Origin of the sequence: Psychrobacter sp. N25K4-3-2 (assembly GCF_015351755.1) — a bacterium.
GTDB classification, from domain to species: domain Bacteria; phylum Pseudomonadota; class Gammaproteobacteria; order Pseudomonadales; family Moraxellaceae; genus Psychrobacter; species Psychrobacter glaciei.
Genome location: NZ_JADKLX010000001.1, coordinates 750,021 through 766,118, shown reverse-complemented (window position 1 = coordinate 766,118; position 16,098 = coordinate 750,021). Strand labels below are relative to the sequence as shown.

Annotated in this window: 9 protein-coding genes; 3 read left to right on the top strand and 6 right to left on the bottom strand. The window is 44.7% G+C overall.

From position 1 onward, the window contains the following. Positions 1-295: 295 nt before the first annotated feature. Complete coding sequence (locus IOD06_RS03015; RefSeq protein WP_194619035.1) at positions 296-1,405, top strand: aminoglycoside phosphotransferase family protein; 1,110 nt, start codon at positions 296-298, stop codon at positions 1,403-1,405. Positions 1,406-1,461: 56 nt separating this feature from the next. Then, complete coding sequence (gene murU, locus IOD06_RS03010; protein ID WP_194619034.1) at positions 1,462-2,190, top strand: N-acetylmuramate alpha-1-phosphate uridylyltransferase MurU; 729 nt, start codon at positions 1,462-1,464, stop codon at positions 2,188-2,190. 347 nt (positions 2,191-2,537) lie between these two features. Here the strand turns inward: murU and cydB are convergent, their stop codons facing one another. From cydB to IOD06_RS02980, 6 genes are all read right to left on the bottom strand, one after another. Further along, positions 2,538-3,554 carry a cytochrome d ubiquinol oxidase subunit II gene (gene cydB, locus IOD06_RS03005; RefSeq protein WP_189580639.1) on the bottom strand — a complete coding sequence of 339 codons (1,017 nt, stop codon included), beginning with the start codon at positions 3,552-3,554 and terminating at the stop codon, positions 2,538-2,540. Continuing rightward, positions 3,554-5,047, bottom strand: a complete 1,494-nt coding sequence (locus tag IOD06_RS03000; protein ID WP_240215764.1) for a cytochrome ubiquinol oxidase subunit I — start codon at positions 5,045-5,047, stop codon at positions 3,554-3,556. Before IOD06_RS03000 ends, cydB begins: the two co-directional genes overlap by 1 nt. Positions 5,048-5,395: 348 nt before the next feature. Further along, positions 5,396-7,870, bottom strand: a complete 2,475-nt coding sequence (locus IOD06_RS02995; RefSeq protein ID WP_194619032.1) for a triacylglycerol lipase — start codon at positions 7,868-7,870, stop codon at positions 5,396-5,398. A gap of 537 nt (positions 7,871-8,407) precedes the next feature. Next, on the bottom strand, positions 8,408-9,541 hold the full coding sequence (locus IOD06_RS02990; protein WP_194619030.1) for a hypothetical protein: 1,134 nt from the start codon (positions 9,539-9,541) through the stop codon (positions 8,408-8,410). A 239-nt stretch (positions 9,542-9,780) separates the two neighbouring features. Further along, positions 9,781-10,419 (bottom strand): 2-polyprenyl-3-methyl-6-methoxy-1,4-benzoquinone monooxygenase, encoded by a 639-nt coding sequence (gene coq7, locus IOD06_RS02985; protein WP_026037258.1) that lies wholly within the window; start codon positions 10,417-10,419, stop codon positions 9,781-9,783. A 196-nt stretch (positions 10,420-10,615) separates the two neighbouring features. Further along, positions 10,616-11,956 carry an MFS transporter gene (locus IOD06_RS02980; protein ID WP_194619029.1) on the bottom strand — a complete coding sequence of 447 codons (1,341 nt, stop codon included), beginning with the start codon at positions 11,954-11,956 and terminating at the stop codon, positions 10,616-10,618. A 480-nt stretch (positions 11,957-12,436) separates the two neighbouring features. Here IOD06_RS02980 and IOD06_RS02975 point away from each other — a divergent pair, with 480 nt between their 5' ends. Next, positions 12,437-16,057 (top strand): autotransporter assembly complex family protein, encoded by a 3,621-nt coding sequence (locus IOD06_RS02975; protein ID WP_194619028.1) that lies wholly within the window; start codon positions 12,437-12,439, stop codon positions 16,055-16,057. The last annotated feature ends 41 nt before the right edge of the window (positions 16,058-16,098 follow it).

The following is a 16,098-nucleotide window of genomic DNA, read 5'->3' as shown; positions in this document are numbered from 1 at the left end:
TAAATGATTAAAAAATCAGGAGTTAATCATATACTCTCAAAAATTTGGCTGTTTTACATATAATGACGACTAATCATAGTCAAAAAAAACCAAATCAGCTACACTATTTACCAAAATTTATGACATTGCCAAGCTGTTTTCTTGAAAATTGCTGGGCAACATTGATAAAACTATGTGTCAATACCTACATTACAACAGATACTGTCAATCAAGCTGTCACTATTTTAGCAAGGTTTTGCCTGACTTATCACTACTTTAATGATTTACGACTTATATTTAACCTGCGATGTACTCTATGACTGATACCATGCCTTTGAACGCCACCCTGAACGCCACTCTGAGCGACAAGAATAACCGCCAACAGCAGCTAGAGAATTGGTTGCAGCAAGTGTTTGCCGACCAAGCATTTGTGCTCGATAGTTTGCCTGGTGATGCGAGCGCCCGCCAATATCACCGTATCCAATTGGCTGATAAGGATGACGCCACCGCGCGCTATATTGTCATGGATTCTGCTGACGAGCAAGATGCCTTGCAGCAGTTTATCAATGTTGCAAAGCTGATGGCGCCCGCAATCAATGTGCCGACGCTGGTTGCGCAAGATGTAGCAAAGGGCTTTTTGGTATTGCAAGATTTTGGCACGATAGAATTTGCGCATTTGCTCGTTGATGCGACACCTGAGCAGATTAATGATCATTATCAATTGGCCATGCAGACCTTGGTAGCGCTACAGACTGTGCCAGTAGAGACTGCAAAAATTCAGTACCAATTGCCTGATTACGACAGCACGTTATTGAACCGCGAGATGGATTTATTCAGTGATTGGTTCATACCCTATATCGGGGTCGAACTCGATAATGAGCTATGGAACACTCTAAAAACGGCATTGATACAAGAGATTTTACAGCAGCCAGCAGTGATCGTGCATCGTGATTATCACAGTCGAAACCTGATGCAAGATCAAGCGGATCGCTCGCGCTTAGGCGTGATTGACTTCCAAGATGCGGTGATTGGCTCTTATACCTATGATTTGGTGTCATTGGTGCGTGACGCTTATGTTGAATGGCCAGAGCATCAAATATCTGGTTGGATTCGTGATTTTTGGCAGTTGCAACAACAGGCGGCGCTCACCACCGCCGATAGTGCTGAACAGCTTGAGAATGATATGAATGTGATGGGCGTACAGCGGCATCTTAAGGTACTAGGAATCTTTATCCGTTTGTCTGAGCGAGATGGTAAAGACCGTTATTTGGCTGATATCCCCAAAGTCATGCGCGATCTAATACTTGAGTTAAATTGGCTTGCTGAGCATGGCAATGAGGCGATGCAGCAAGCGCTATTGCCATTTAATCAATGGCTTGCAGATCAGGTATCACCTGCTTATCAAGAGAAATTTTCCTCGCTATAGAGATGGATAATAAATTGCATCTATCTCTCTCATTATAAATTGAATAAGGAGCGTGCATGTCTACGATTACGCAAGCAATGATTTTGGCTGCTGGTAAGGGAACGCGCTTGCGTCCGTTAACACTTGAAACGCCTAAGCCCTTAGTAGAAGTAGGTGGACAGCCGCTGATTGTTTGGCATATTAAGGCGCTACAAGCCGCGGGCATTACCGATATTACGATTAATGCCTCTTGGCTTGCTGACAAGCTCATGGATACATTGGGTGATGGTAGCGAGTACGGGGTCAAATTGCATTGGTCAGTAGAAGATGATGAGCCTTTAGAGACCGCAGGTGGTATTTTTCAAGCATTACAAACCGGTAAACTGCGAGATGAGCCATTTATTTTAGTCAACTCCGATGTCTGGACGATGTATGATTTTGCTCAGTTGCGGGACTATAGACTAGGCGCTGATCAACGGGCGCATCTGTTGTTGATTGACAATCCAGAGCATAACAATGGCGGCGATTTTGCAATCAGTAATGGTCTGGCTAGTGAGCAGCCAATTGGCGAGGCAGACAAATATACCTTTGCCGGTATTAGTGTGGTGTCACCACGATTGGTTGATGGCGTAGTAACAGGGCAACCGGCAGCGCTAGCACCTCTGCTCAGGAAAGCCATGCCCAAATTCCAAATTACAGCGGAAGTCATCACTGATAATTGGATAGACGTAGGCACACCTGAGCGCTTAACGCAGGTCAATGAGTTTATTGACAGTCATGGCGTGGCTAACCATCTCGGTGCATAATTTTTAGTAATAGTACTTTAATTAATAGAACTTTAATCAATAGTATTTTAAGAGACCATACTTTAACGAAGATCATAAAAAACGCCGCACTGGTTATAAATCAATGCGGCGTTTTTGTTTTTTTTAGCGAAATAAGGAAGGTTTTACACACCCATCGCCAATTTTATCAATTGGGCAATGGTAAAAATAACGGCAAACCCTGCTATATATAAACCAATGAACCATGCCCATTGCGACTGTTTTTTACTGAGTTTTTTCATACTCATCTCCATTGACGTATTAAGACGCTTGTTGGCTTAAGCACTCGCTGTGGTAAATACGAACCGTAGCGAGTGCTATTTTTACGCTTAATACATATGCTCATGACCTGTTTTACCTTTAAAAGTGTAATAGGCAAACGCGGTATAACTCAAGATAATCGGCAACATGATACCGGCCCCGATCAGCATAAAGGACAGTGAGGTATCGGCCGCGGCCGCCTCATAGATAGTCATTTGATACGGTACGATATAAGGGAATATCGCTGTGCATACCCCAATATAACCCATCAAAAACAGTGCGACGGTCAATAAGAACGGACGATACTCACGTTCAGTCCGTAAATCTTTACGCATGAAAAAGAACAGCAGTAGCACGATAATTGGCATTGGCGCTAGATATAATGCACCCGGCAAACTGAACCAGCCTTCAAGGGCCTCGATATCTGAAAAATACATAAACACGGTAACGACAATCATCGCCAATACCAATGCTGATAATATCCAACCAGACACTTTACGTGCCCATACTTGCAGCTTATGTTCGGTTTTAATGATTAACCATGTAGAGCCAAGCAAAGCATAACCAACTATCATGGCAAAGCCGCAGACGATAGAGAAGGGGGTGAACCAGTCAAATGGGCCACCAGTATACAGACGATTGCTCGCCTCTAAGCCTTGTACCAAGGCACCGAGCATAATACCCTGCGAAAAAGTTGCCACTACTGAGCCGACGAAAAAGAACGTATCCCATACATGACGACGTGAAGAAGCTTTGAAACGAAATTCAAATGCCACCCCGCGCATAATAAGTCCGAATAGCATCGCAGTCACAGGCAAGTAGAGACCCGTCATAATGATGCCGTAAGCGACTGGGAAGGCGGCGAATAGACCACCACCGCCCAATACCAACCATGTCTCGTTACCATCCCAAAAAGGGGCAATAGAGTTCATTATACGGCTGCGGTTTTTATCTGATCCGGCAAAGGGAAACAAGATACCACAGCCCAAATCAAAACCATCCAACAGCACATAAATGAAGACGGATAGGGCGATCAATCCGCCCCAGATTAAAGGTAAATCTAATACATCACCGTAATTAAACATTAGCGTAACCCTCCATCATCGACATCATTTGCAGGTGCGTCGATATCTTCAGAGTCATCATGCTCTGTTTTTTCGCTCGCCTTCTTATCGCCACTAAGCGTGCGGCCTTGACCTTCGGTGATAGAGTGCTCATAGAAATTATCATCTGCTGGATCTTCATAAGGCTTAGGCCCCTGCGCAATCAAGCGTAGGATATAAAAACTGCCTGCACCGAACACGAAGATATACAGTATGATAAAGCCAATCAGCGTGGTTGCTACTTGCTGTGCGGCAAGCGGTGACATGCTCTCAGCTGTACGTATGACGCCGTATACTGTCCATGGCTGACGCCCTGTTTCGGTCACAAACCAACCGGCGAGTAGAGCGACAAAACCAAGTGGTGTCATCATCATCCAAGCACGGTGAAACCACACACTTTTAGGGTCAAATTGTTGTTTTTTGAAGAATTTGTACAGACTGAATAAGCCCACTAGCACCATTAACATGCCAATACCAACCATGATACGGAACGCCCAAAACACAATAATAACGGGAGGTTGGTCCTCTGGTGCCCAGTTTTTAAGACCTTTTACTTCACCATCTAAGGAGTGGGTCAAAATCAAGCCAGAGACATAAGGGATTTTGACTTCATATTTATTGGTCTGGTTTTCTTGGTCAGGAATGGCAAATAAGCGCAAAGCAGCACCGCGCTCATCTTCCCAAATACCTTCCATCGCTGCCACTTTGGCTGGTTGATGCTCCAAGGTATTTAGACCATGCTCATCACCGATCAACACCTGCGCTGGCGCGACAAAAATCGCCATAACCATCGCCATACTAAGCATGACGCGGCCATGCTGGCGATGTTCAGTATGCTTTTTAGATTGGAGATAATAAGCGCCGATACCACCAATGACGAAGGCAGTAGTTAAGAACGCCGCGGTCATCATATGAGCGTAACGGTAAGGAAATGAGGGGTTAAAGATAATCTCAAGCCAATTGGTTGGATAGAGCAAGCCATCCGCACCCATCATAAAGCCCTGAGGCGTTTGCATAAAGCTGTTGGCTGCCAAAATCCAGAAGCCTGAAATCAGCGTACCAATGGCGACAATGGCAGTTGAGGCAAAGTGCATGCGTTTGCTGACACGTCCCCAACCAAATAGCATAATACCTAAGAAGGATGCTTCTAAGAAAAAGGCCGTCAATACTTCATAGGCGAGCAGTGGTCCTAAGACATTACCGGCTTTGTCGGAGAATACAGCCCAGTTAGTCCCGAACTGGTAGGACATAACGACACCTGATACCACACCCAAGCCGAAAACAACGGCGAATATCTTGACCCAATGCTTATAGACTTCTGCATAAATGGGCTTGCCCGTTCTGAGCCATCGAAACTCAAGGACTGTCAAAAAGCTGGCAAGTCCGATAGAAAAGGCAGGAAAGACGATATGAAAGGATATGACAAAAGCGAACTGAATGCGCGCGAGCGTCAGCGCATCAAGCTGGTCAATCATAAACGTAGCGAACATAAACGGTTACCCTTATCTGTTAGCTGAATAGCGCTGGCTTCCATGACACGCTCAAGTAACTGTCCGTAAAGCAGGATGACAAGTGTTACGGGCAATGGCTTAGTATTAGTTAGCAACCAATATCAATGTATCAAATGCGGCTAAGCTAAGACTGTTTAGCTGAATGAAGTAATTTATATCCCTATAAATTAATGTATGACTGTCAGTTAAGATGAATATAGTATGCGCCACCATAAGTATACACGCAAGCTACTCATGGGGCTGGTCGCATACCTAACAGTCACCAAAACTTCCTTGAAGAAACACCCTTTCGGCTGATCAATTAGGCTGACATCATTGCTGTAACTGTTCATGCAAAATCTGTCGCAGCGTTAGTACGGTTTGTGGATTTTCTTGGATGCTATGACCGCCATTAATGACGGTTTCAGAGGCGGCACCTTCGAGATGGGCACTGGTGTAGGGGACGATACCATCTGACAAGCGTTCGGTCAGTGCTTGGCTGATATCTTCATCGACAGTCACAGCGGCGACGAGTGGCTCACTGATTGACTCAGATTCAGATGCAGGGCCATTGCTTGCATTCTCGCTACTGTCCTCTTCTGATACTTCTTGGGATAAGTCAATTCTTGCACCACCGGGTTGCATTTGCGCCAAGCCGTTAGTGATATCGGCATCGTTATTAGCGATAATCGAATGATAAGTAATGCGATCATTGATGCTGATGTCTTTGGTTAGCTGAATAAAAGATGATTTATCGCTTAGCTGGCTAGCACCATTCTGCAAATACAGAGCACCTAAGGGGTTTTGCGCCAAGTCGCCCTGAATGGCGAGGGTGGCCACGTTATCGGTGACAGTCTTGACCAATCCCACAGGTAAGTACACGATGCGCCTTAGCGCTCGAGTAAACCAGCGATCAGCGTAATCGGTGCCTTGAAAGGGTGAGGACAAGAAGATGGCAGTATCGACTTGTGGCAGGGTGTGTAGCTCAAAACGGTTACGCAGATCGTCGTTAGCAAAGGCTTTTTTCAGCATGTCATCGACTCGTCGTTTACTGCTGTTTTCGAGTAAGTCTTTATCCTCTAAAGCGTCTAAGTTGTTGGCCAAATTGTCATCAGACAGCATCATGCGGGAGATGATACCACCCATGCTATGACTGATAATCACGCTATTTTTGCTGGCACGATTTTGTCCTTCAGGATCAGTCTGTTGATACGTACTATTGATTAATTCCTGAATTTGATAACGGTTCTCTAAAATAGGTAAATTGGTCGGATAAAAAATCTGCCATACCTGATAGTTATCACGCAACTTATCATCATTAAAAATATCGTTGGTCAAATTCACCCACGTGGCGGGACTAGACGCCAAGCCATGCACCATGATGATTACCCGCTTGTCAGGATCGTAAGGCTCTAGCATAAACAGCTTAGGTAAGCTGGCCTGTTTTTGGCGGGTGATTAGGTTTAAGTAACCGACGCCATCGAGCTGGTTTTCTGCCAGCCATAGTCCATAGCCAGCAGAGAAGTTCGCTGCCAGTGGATAGTCATCACCCAAGATAGTGGCGCTCTCGCTGCGATAAGGGTTGTATAAATGAATATCGAGCTGATGACTGCTGAGCGTATCAAGGACGCTATCTCCCGTGGGCTTAATTAAGCCCGTCATCAATAAATGCCCTGTAGGATAGATGCGTGAGCTGGGCGCGCTATCATCTTTTTTCCCGTCAACGGTATCTTTATTGAGCTGCCCCGATAACGATGAAACCAACAGTTGTCGGACAGTCGTGGTATAGCGATCATCCAATGAAGCGACTAAGCTAATACCCAGTCCTGGACGTTTGCTGATTGAGTTGAGGCCTGAGAGACGCAGCTCATAAGTGGATACCAAGTCAGCGAGCGCTGAGGTTTGTTTTTGTGCATTTTTTAGATAGTTACTTTCGTTGGGCATAAATATATTGAGATTATAACGGTCTACTTGCACCTTCATCACTTCGATCTGGTCAGTAGGTTTACCGTTTAACGATGCTCGGTTTGCGATCGCTTCTTGTTTGCTCGTATCTTGAGACGCCGTGCTCATTGGTAGATAGTCCACTTCGGTCTTACCCATCAATTTATTTGTGCCATCTACCGATTGATATAGTTGGGTAATGACGTCATTGCTGGCTGCGTTATAAATATCTTGAGTTTGGATGTCAATATCGCTTGGAATACGGTTTTTTGCCTGAGATTGACTTTTTACTTTATCTGCTCCTTCAAAGTCATGTGCCAAACTGTCATAAAACAGATAGGTATAGCTGGATTTGATGGCATCAAACAGTTGACTTTGGTAGTTGATCAAGCATTCGTCTGTATTCTTCTGCTGACTCTCAGACTCATCATCGCTCAGAGGCGCGTTGGCATAATAAGGATCAAGCGGCGGACGGGCGAGGGCATTTTGACACTCTTTGGAGTCGGCAAGCTGACGAGCTCTGGCATAATGTAATTCTGAAAACACAGCCAGCGCTGGACGGTAATTTTCATTGAGCATGCTGTCAGTGAGCTGCATTAGGCACAAATCAAACTGTTGAAAACAGGCCTGTTCGTTGAGTCCTGCTGATAACAAGGCTGACGCTGTATCAGTACTGAGCTCATTGTCTGTGACGATATTGCCGCGCTGTGCAGAAATGGTCTTCGCTGATGCTTGTTTTTCAACCGATACGGTACTACAAGCTTGTAATAGTGCCATTGCCATTATGAGCCCTGATAGAATGACAGGTTTTATTTTTATAGTAGCGTGTGTTGCCGGATTACTGACAGGGCGAGTGAAGGTCATAGGTAATTCCAATAAATAATAGTCATGCCTATAGTCATCATAGGTCGTCAATATAATAAAACGAGTGTAGCGCAACTTTTTGGATTTCACTATTTTATTTGAAACTTCAGGTGTAATGGACAAAATTAATAGTAAAATTTTGTTTAATAATATTCAGAATAAAATGAGTGTGACGACAACGTATCAAATTTTTAACCTGAATGGCTAAAGAGGTTATTTGAATAAGCAAAAGAAAAAGCAACAATGACTAGGGCGTGTCTTCATTTCAAAAATGGCGATAAAAATGCGATAAATTGCCGTCAAACAAGAAAAATAGCGCAGATAATATCTGGATATTAACCAGCTATTTGACGATGTTTGGCAAGATTTATCGCATTTTTAGCCCATTTAGATGACTATCGAGTGAATTGAAGACAGGCCCTAGCATTGAGCCAAAAAAAACCTTCTTTTTATATTGATATCAAACCAATACAAAAAGAAGGCGCTGCGTACTTTAGTTTTAAATCAGATATTAATAATTGAGATTAATAACTGGATTTATGCCCCTGGCTTTACGTCGATATCAGGCGCTGGTATGTCCCAAATATAAAACTTGCCATCTTCAACGAGCTTAATTTGTTGACGAATAACTGCATTATTAGGGACTTGTTGCTCGAGACGACGCAAACGCTCTAGAGCATTATCGCGACGATCACTTAACAAGTCTGACTGTGCCAAGCTCTGCTCCGCTTCGGTGTAGCCCAAAGAGACGGCTCGGTCTAGATATTTTTGACCTTCTTTGAAGCCACCGCCTTCTGATAACATCATACCGTACAAGAAGTTGGCTTCACCACTATCAGATTTGATCTTGATGGCACGGTCGACATATTTGCCGCCACGTACCGTATAGTCTGAGCCTAAGTCCAAATTACGTCCCATACCATTGAGTTTGGCCGCCCGAAGTAGCACGTCATAAGAAGCATTTGGCGATTGGGCATAAGGCTCAATCCATTCGGTCAATACTTTGATTTTTTCACGAGTATAGTGACGTTGTGAGCGATTAGGAAAGTTCGGTGGATAATGACGGGCATTAGGAGAGACGTCTTCAATAAAGTCATCTAGCAAGCTAACGTCAAGCTTATCAGTACCTAAACCTTGCTGCTGTGGAACCAACACTGTCGGTACAAAGCTAACGCTTGAAAGTTGCACTTGCGGGGTTGGAATATTAGATAGCTGACCACCACGAAGGTCAATACCGGTTGCTGTCATTGGTCCACGCTCGTACACACGAGTCGTCCCTGTCAATTCAGGAGTTGCTACTGCTGGTGCCTGCGGTACTGCTGCTGACTGTGCAGCATTTAATGGCGGCTGACTTTGCTGAGTGCCAGTTGGTAGGGCATTGTTTTGCTGGGTACTATTTGCCGTTGCCATATTTGCCGCTACGTCGGTTTGAGCCGTACTGGCAGCAGCGTTAGCATTTGGCTTAGCAAGACGAATGACGCGTCTGCTTGAATCCATGGCACTAGGGACAGCAGCGACTGTGCTAGCGCTAGCTGTGCTGTCAGTTTCTGCCGCATTAACAGGGACAGACAACATCATGGCACAGGCAGCCGCTAAGGCGGTCAAGGTCGCAAACTTAGGCGCTTTAGTAGATGAGTCGGTAGACAAGCTAGAGTGGTTGATGGCTTTCATAAAAGTCGTTACCTTGTGTATTAAGTCGTTATTTACAATCGATTGATAGTTGTTTTGTATTATCGAAGCTATTTTGTATTGTCGAAGCTATTTTGTATCGTCTAAAATGTTTTGTATTATTGGCGCGCAATCTTGCAAATTTCTAATACCCTAGCAAATTAAGCTGAATGCTATCAGTAGTAGGATTGTTAAATTAAATAATTCAGTCAGCCCTATGAGAGGCGCTACTCACTATGCATTTACAGATGATAAGCCGTGGCTTTCATCCGATTTGCCATCCAACGCATGGTCTGACGCACTGGTGGTGATAAGGCCGCGCCGCCACTTGCTAGTGCCAGCTCGCGATGGTGCAATTCTTCAATATCCATTTGCGCCAGTATCTCTCTTGAGCGCTGATCATGGACGGGTAATTGCCCAATATGCTCTTGCAGATGCTCGCTGACTTGCGCCTCGGTTTCGGCGACAAACCCCAAACTAAACTCGTTAGAGATAGTGCCTGCTACTGCGCCAAGACCGAAGGACATGCCGTACCATAATGGGGTAAAAAGGCTGGCATGACTGCCTAATTCCTTTAAACGCGTCTCGCACCACACTAGATGGTCGACTTCTTCTTCGGCTGAATGCTGCATAGCTTGCTTGACGCCATTGTCTTTGGCGGCAAAGGCTTGACCGTGATATAGACCTTGCGCACATACTTCGCCAGTATGATTGATGCGCATCAGTCCTGCCACGTGACGCGCCTCCGTAATGGTCAGCTCAGGAATATCGTCATTACTGACGGGCAATGGACGGGTACTGGGGTTTGAGTGCGGAACAACCGCTCGCAATGCCTTGTCAACCCCAAGTAATAACTGGTCAATTTTGGATAAGGGACGCAGGGCCATGATTCACTCCTGATGGCTTTATTTTTTATCAATAAAATACTTTTATTAAGGCTATTTGCTTTTTAAGGCAGTCATATTCTGTTCATGCACATTACTATAGCAAACAATACAAATTATCGGCACCACTATTATCGGCTGCATGATTCAGTGAACACCAACTTTACTAATGCTCGTTAGGTCTTCTAAGCATTTAGTCTTGTCGGCTAAGCTCGTCATCATGAGTTTGGATGACCGCATGCTTTACGTGTTTGTTCAGCTTAATATATAAAAACGCACCAAAAGCAATGTTTAGCAGACCAGTGACCAAGAATAATTGCGGTAGCGTCAATCCTAAGGTGTTTAGCACTACAATCGCAAAAATCGCTGAGCTGACCATAAAGATAGCATTAAAAATGTTGTTGGCACCAACGATACGTGCGCGGTGGCTTTTGGGCGCGTAAGCCTGCATAGACGCATATAAAGGGACAATATATAAGCCGCCACTAAACCCTAAAAAGAACAAATCGACAAACACGCGCCAACTGCCACTCACGCCAAACAAATCACCAATACCCAGTAACGTCTCAGTATTAACGTCAATGTTTAGTCCTGACAAGGAAAAATACAAATCGATAGCAAAAATACTTAAACCAGCAATACCAAAAGGCAGTAAGCGTAAACTGACTTGGTTTTTGGTCAAGGTTTTACATAACAAAGACCCGATCGACACACCAACAGAAAATAACGTTAATAGGAAAATAACCACTGACTCATCGCCATGCAAAATGACTTTGCTGAATTCTGGTACTTGGGTCAAAAACGTCGCGCCATAAAACCAAAACCAGCTGTTGCCAAGAATGACAAAGAATAAGAAAGGCAGCGAGTATAAATAGCGTACCGTCGACCAGCTGGTGGTAAAAATATTCCAATTAATCTTGAGCGTCGGCTGCATGGCTGGCATCGTAGGAATATATCGAGCTGCTAGATAACCCAAAACAGCGACGACCAATACGGTGGCGCTAATCCAATAAAGGGATTGCGATAGCTGGGTCAAAACACCGGCGACAATCATACCAATGAGGATAGCCAGTGAGGTGCCCATCTGAAACAAACCATTGGCACCGACGAGCTCATCTTCCTTCATCGCTTGCGGTAAGTAAGCGTATTTAATCGGGCCAAAAAAAGTTGAATGTGTGCCCATCAAAAACAACGCCACAAATAATAAGCCGTACCACTCAAAGACAAAGCCTACAGCAGCAATCGCCATAATGACCAGCTCAAGCATTTTAATGAAGCGCGTGAGCTTTGACTTTTCAAACTTATCAGCGATTTGTCCCGCCAATGCCGAAAATAGAAAGTAGGGTAGTATAAATAGCATTGCCGCTAAGTTATTTAAAATACTAACTTCCATGCCCAACTGACTGGCAGCGGTATAAGTCAGTACTAATATGAGTGCTTGTTTAAAAATATTGTCATTGAACGCCCCCAAAAACTGGGTAAAAAACATGGCGCTAAAACGGCGGCGCTTAAATAACTGAAACTGGTTGGCCATGAAGATTCCTACAGATGGATCGCGGCTGATAGATGAAAAATAAGGGCTGCGCGCAGCTTTTGAGGTGTAAGCAATTATCAATATTATCAAAAACTTATCGAAATATAGCATAGGTTTTATCAATATTAAGCCGTATAATAGCAAGGCTTCGATAAAAATACATGCGCCCGATGCTATGATTTCATAATTAACTAAGTTATGATTTGTAATTTTACATGGTTGTCTTTTGAAGGGTTACCTTGTGAAAGCATCAATGAGGTGAAGGTATCAATGAGACTCAAGACTCGGTATCACTTAAAACGACCTATTTTATGCTAGCAAGTTTAGATGATAGACGTTCAGCGCTAAAACTTAGCAATAAAAAAGTACGGTAGTCCATAGAGCATCTCAGCTAACTGTTATAAGTTTATTCACCGGTAATACCTGATGAGTCTATCGTCAGTGACTTGTGCCGCGTGAGGTGATAGGAAATAAGTATACATGGAACAGCAGCCTTCAACTCTAGCGCGCCACTTGTCAGTTACGCAGTGTAATGCGTTAACCAGTCATGATGGGAACAACATCAAACCCTCTAAATATGCCGCGACTGATGAGTTGCAGCCGGCATTGTCGCGTACTTATTTTACACGCTCAGCGCTTTTTAGTGCATTAGCGACCAGTTTGGTGGGCTTTGGCATCGCGCCTATGGCATTGGCTGAGACCACAACAGGTATCGATACTAGTAGTCAAATCATTGATAGTCAGAACGCTGGTTCTCAGAATGATGACACGCAAAATACAGCCAGCCGGTCAACCGCCAGTACTGCGACACTAGCCCAACCACCAACAGCATCACAGCCCCCGACCCCTCGCGAGCCATCTTCTACTGAAGACACTCAGCTCGATATCGCATTGGATGCCTTACGACTAAAAAGAGCCGTGGAACAAGGCATCATTGATAAGTCAGTATTAGATGATTATAGAGAGCAAAACCTAAGCAATAAGCAGCCTAATAGTAAAGAGACAGACGCGCAAAATTCACTATCTAAGCAAGCATCTGCAAATCAGCAAGGTGTTGATGATAATGACAATATCAATGACAATGATTTGGATAATGAGCTTTATGATGTAGACGACTTGAGTGACGCGCAGGCGAACGTTGCCAATAAGGATTTGTTGCAGCAAGCTGAGACAGTGCAGCAGCAAGGCTATCAGATGATGACGCCTGAGGAGATTGATCGCGAGCTGGCAGCGCTAGATAGGCAAAATGCGCAAGACATTGACAGTATCAATAATGGTAGCGCCGCTACTAGCACTGATATTAATGGCATGAATGGTATTAGCAATAACGACAGCGACTTTGATGCGCCTATCGCGACGTTAAACGATACCAACCCGCCTATCGGTTTAGATGTGAGTCTCGACGCCACCAACTTGCCAGCACCGAACAACCTTGATACGTTAGGAAGAAATGAGACGGCGGCTGAACAGGCTAAGACCGCTGAAATCATGGCACGACCCATTAACGTAAGCGATGCTGTCAGTAGTGGAAGCGCTGATGACGATAATATTATTATCGATGATCAGATGTCAGTCAGTGCAGATAATGTGATAGGAGAGGACGGCGAACAATCAGATATCATCAATCCAAATGATTATTTGCCAGATTATCAGTCCGAAACCCAAGCCGTCAATCAAAGTATCCTGCAGGCCAAAAAGCCTAAGGCGCTGTCTCGCAAAAAAACCAATATCGTTAAGCGGCTCTATGATAGGTTATTTAATGATGGCGCTCTAGCGCTACCACATGTAGAGACAACGGTTTACTTGCAGCAAGTCGCTGCTGACGATGCGACTAACGCTCAACCAAAAGTTATCGAAGCAGACGAAGACACGCAACCGATTAAGAATATTAAGGCGGCGCTTGATGACACGACCGTCCAATCTGTCGTTGACTTTACGGCAGCTTTACCGCGTCTGCGTCAAACGGCATTAGATGCCGCAAAAGCCGTTGGTTATTACGATGTGACCTTACGTTTGCGCCAACCCAATAGCGACATCATTGAGGTGGTTATTGAAGATTTAGGCGAGCCGGTCACTGTGGATAGTCGTATTGTCGAGATTCGTGGCGAAGGTAGCGCGCAAGAAGAATATCAAGCGTTAGAAAAAGAGCTGCCACCGCAAGAAGGCGATGTATTTAACCATCGCGTCTATAAAAACAGTAAAGCAGCGCTTGAGTCACTCAGCAATACTTATGGCTATTTCGACCAATATTGGTTAAACAAATCAGTCGATATTATTTTGCCAGACAACACCGCTGATATATCGCTGGTTTATAACACGGGCGACCGTTATGAATACGATGATGTAGTGTTTTTTACTTATGATGCAGCGACCAATACTCTGACCCGCGACCCTGATAAGCTACCTGTCGAACTGTCTTTATTGCAGCAGTTGTTTGATTTTAAACCCGGTGATCCGTTCTATCGCCCCGATATTACCAAGTTTAGTAACGATTTATCGGCGACGCGTTATTTCAACACTGTGAATGTCGAATCCATTTTGCCACCCAATGAAAGCAGCGAAAACAGTACTTTAGCTTTTGATAATGCACCCGCCAATGCCATAGGTAATACTCTTGACAACGATGTTGATGGTGAGGTCAATGCTTCAGAAATTATCGATGGCGTAGCGGCAGCAAATAATGGGGCAGAAAGTAGTAATAATACGAATGGCACTGTCCAAAACAGTGATGAGGCAAATGGCAGTGAAGGCACCAACACTGCCAACAGTGGAGAAACAGTCAATCCGGCTGATATCGCTGCCATTGAGTTTGAGGCAGACGAGCAAACACTGGAAAAACTTCAAGCCATTAAACAAAAAGCCAATCGTTTAAGTCGCCTACCAGATGATCGGGTATTAGACGAAAAAGACCAAGAGACAGACACGATTTTAGGTAAAATCAGTGACTCTATTAGCAATGTGGCACAAAAAATATTTCCGGATGAAAAAAGCATTCTTGCGGATGAAAACTTTGTACCACCAACGCTGGCAGGACGTAAAACGCCGCAACAAGTACGAGAGAGTAAAAAAGTCCCACTATATGTCTTTGTCTCTGCCAGTAAGCCACGCGATGCCCAAGTAGGTATTGGTTATGGTACCGATACTGGCGTACGTGCCACGGCGAAGATAGATTACAATCTACTCAATCGTCAAGGCTATCAGGCAGGGGCAGAAACAGAAGTCTCTAGAATTACTAAGAATGTTTCGGTCTATGCCAGTCGACCGTGGAAGCATCCGCTTAATGATAAGTTAGATGCTCGCCTGACTTATGAAGAGGAAGTCATCGATCAAGGCGAAGGCAACTTTGATCTGTCTACCCGAACGCTAAAAGCGGCATTGGCACGTAATATTCGCCGTGACAGTGGCTGGAATCGTAGCTACTCTGTGCGTTACCGTTTAGATGAGTTAGAGACGGGGGTGGATGAGGCCAACTTAGAAGATCTGCCCATACGTTTTACCTCTTCTAGCCCGCAGCAACAAGCGCTGTTATTGGGCTATGGTATGAATAAAACGGATGTGGATAGTGCAACCAATCCGACCCGTGGTATCCGTCAGTACTACTCTATTGAAGCAGGAACTGAAAAGGCATTAAGCGATACGGATTTGGCAATTGTGCGTGCGGGTGTCAGCGGTATATATAGTTTTGGTAATGATAATAAACACCAAGTTCTTGGTAGCCTCAATACCGGCTACATTTGGGCCGATGACTTTTATGACGTGCCTTACAAGTTGCGCTTCTTCGCGGGTGGCGACCAAAGTATCCGCGGTTACGATTATGAAAGCTTATCGCCAATTGACAAAGGCTATCTGACGGGTGGACAAATCCTCGCCGTTGGTAGTGCCGAATATAACTATGAATTCAGACCTGGCTTCCGCGGTGCGTTGTTTACCGATGTGGGTAACGCCTATGACAAAGACTTCGAAACTGAAACCAAAGTCGGCGTCGGCGTTGGTATTCGCTGGGCATCACCAGTCGGTGTAGTGCGGGTTGATGTCGCTGCTGGTGTGACAGAAGAGAGTATTCCGGTTCGATTGCACTTCTTTATCGGATCGCCTTTATAAGAGCCTCGTCAATCGTTTTTTAGCGATTGTTGACAATCATT